This window comes from Terrisporobacter muris, assembly GCF_024621905.1.
Classification (GTDB): domain Bacteria; phylum Bacillota; class Clostridia; order Peptostreptococcales; family Peptostreptococcaceae; genus Terrisporobacter; species Terrisporobacter muris.
This window is the reverse complement of the sequence record NZ_JANKBY010000457.1, coordinates 1-2,287: the sequence shown is the minus strand read 5'-3', so window position 1 is coordinate 2,287 and position 2,287 is coordinate 1. Positions and strand designations below refer to the sequence as shown.

Genomic DNA, 2,287 nt, shown 5'->3' with positions numbered 1-2,287 from the left:
CTATTCTTATTATGTTTGTGTCTATTCTTATTTCTTCTCCTCATTCTTTTTCTTCTTAAATTTCTTAACCTAATACAATATGCTATTATAAAAAGCACTATTAAAGCTATTAATATAAATATAATAAATGATCCTGAGTAAATTTTAAGTAAATCAAATTTACTTAAATCAACTTTTCCACTTATTTTTGATGAATAATTAGGTAAAGTAAAGTTCAATTCTATCTCTTTATTTGCAAGCTTCCAGGCATTTTTATTTTCATTATTGTATTCTATTCTTGCATTTTCATTGTTAATATCATTTTTATAATACATGACATCTTCTGTTGCTATAACTGGAACTGTCATGCTCTTTTTAGGTCCAATAATTCCGTATTTTCTGTACCCAAGCTCAATTTTGGCAACTTCTTCTCCTGCTTTTTTAAATATTTGCTTTTTGGATGAATAACCATAGTCGGCTATGATTTTTGTATCATTAAATACATTTGTGCCATCTATGCCATATTCAGAGCTTAGGGCTACAGTTACTAAATTTCTTCCTTCTCTTTGGAAGAAACCAACAAAACAATGACCAGCTTGAACTTCATTACCTGTTTTTCCACCTACATTGCCATATTGACCAAGGATTTTATTTCTTAATGTAATTGGTACAGCTTCTCCTCCTATATTAATAATTATATCTTGATTTTGCTCTGATATAATTTCTCTAATCCATTGGTTTTCGTAAGCTTCTTTTGCTATTATTGCCATATCGTAAGCTGTTGATATATTAATTTCTTTATTCTCTGGATCTATGGCATTACTTTCTAAACCACATGGATTTACTACATATGTATCTTTTAGACCTAGGGATTTTACTTTATTGTTCATTAGTTTTACAAAATCCTTGTAGTTTCCTGATACAGCATCTGCCATTAGATATGCAGCATCATTGGCAGAATAAATCATAACAGCTTTCATAAGGTCATCACTTGGAATTTTGTCACCCACATTGATTTTTTTCAAATTATTAAGTGCCGTTTGTGTAGTTTTAAGTGCATCTTCTGTAAATGAAATCATTTCTCCTCTAGAAATATTTTCTGCATAAATTAAGGAAGTTAATAGTTTTATTGTGCTCGCTACTGGTCTTTGAGTCTTGGCATTTTTTGATGCAATAATTTCTCCTGTATCCATATCCATAACAATTGCTGATTGTGCAATTATGCCAGGTATATCACCTGTACTTGTTAATGCATTTGATACACTGTTTAAAGATGTGCATATTACTAATAAAATAGTTAAAATAAATGTACTAAAATACTTATTTTTCATTTAAAACCTCTTTTCTATTTTGTATTACTAGTTGTCACTATAAAATTTCTTAATTGAAATTAATTTTGTTATGTTAATTGAAAACAATGTAATAATTATACCATGGTTTTACATAATTTGTTAACAACTATGTTATGCCCTACCTTACTGCTATTTTAGTTAATAAATATCTTTTATCATTTATGTTATAAGTCAAATTTTTATCTAGTATTGTAGTATTTATTTTAATCACGCCTTCTAATAACCTATTTTTCAATAATAAAATTTCTCATATTGATATATATACTTTTATAATGTAAAATTAATAAGACAAAATTCATATTGGGAGGAAAGATGAGCGAAAATATCTATTCACAAATTGAGATAATAAAAGACTCAAAAAAGAAAAATGCTTTTATAGAATTTCTAAAAAAGGAATCTGTTTTAGTTATAGCTCTATCACTAGCTACAATAAGTTGCTTTATTGCAACTCCAAAATTATCATATATTGATTTTAAAGTGCTTATATTATTATTTAATCTTATGATTGTAGTAGCTGCTTTTAAGGAGCTTTCTGTCTTAGATAGTATAGCAATTAGCTTATTGAAAAAATGTAAATCATATAGGGCAATATCTACCATTTTAGTATTTATTACTTTTATATCTGCCATGATAGTCACTAACGATGTGGCACTTTTAACTTTTGTGCCACTAAGTATAGTTGTCGCTAGAAAAGCTAATATTAATGTTTTAAAAATAGTAATATTTCAAACTCTAGCTGCAAATTTAGGAAGTAGTTTTACTCCTATGGGTAATCCTCAGAACTTATTTATATATTCTTTTTATAATTTAAAACCAGTGGATTTCTTTGTAATAACTGGACCTATTTTACTATTATCTATTGCCTTTTTACTATTATTAATAAATAGAGATAAAAAAATGGATTTAAGCATTGATTTGAAAGATGTTAAAATAGATAATAAAAATCATATATTTAT

The 2,287-nt window shown here is 26.8% G+C and carries 2 protein-coding genes; one reads left to right on the top strand and one right to left on the bottom strand.

Annotated elements, in window-relative coordinates; translation table 11 throughout:
• Positions 1-1,310: D-alanyl-D-alanine carboxypeptidase family protein (locus tag NSA58_RS19145; protein ID WP_257560862.1), on the bottom strand; the 1,310-nt coding region annotated here is incomplete at its 3' end.
• A 333-nt stretch (positions 1,311-1,643) separates the two neighbouring features.
• Here NSA58_RS19145 and NSA58_RS19140 point away from each other — a divergent pair.
• Positions 1,644-2,287, top strand: a 644-nt coding sequence (locus NSA58_RS19140) for an SLC13 family permease (protein WP_257560861.1), incomplete at its 3' end; no start/stop codon positions are given.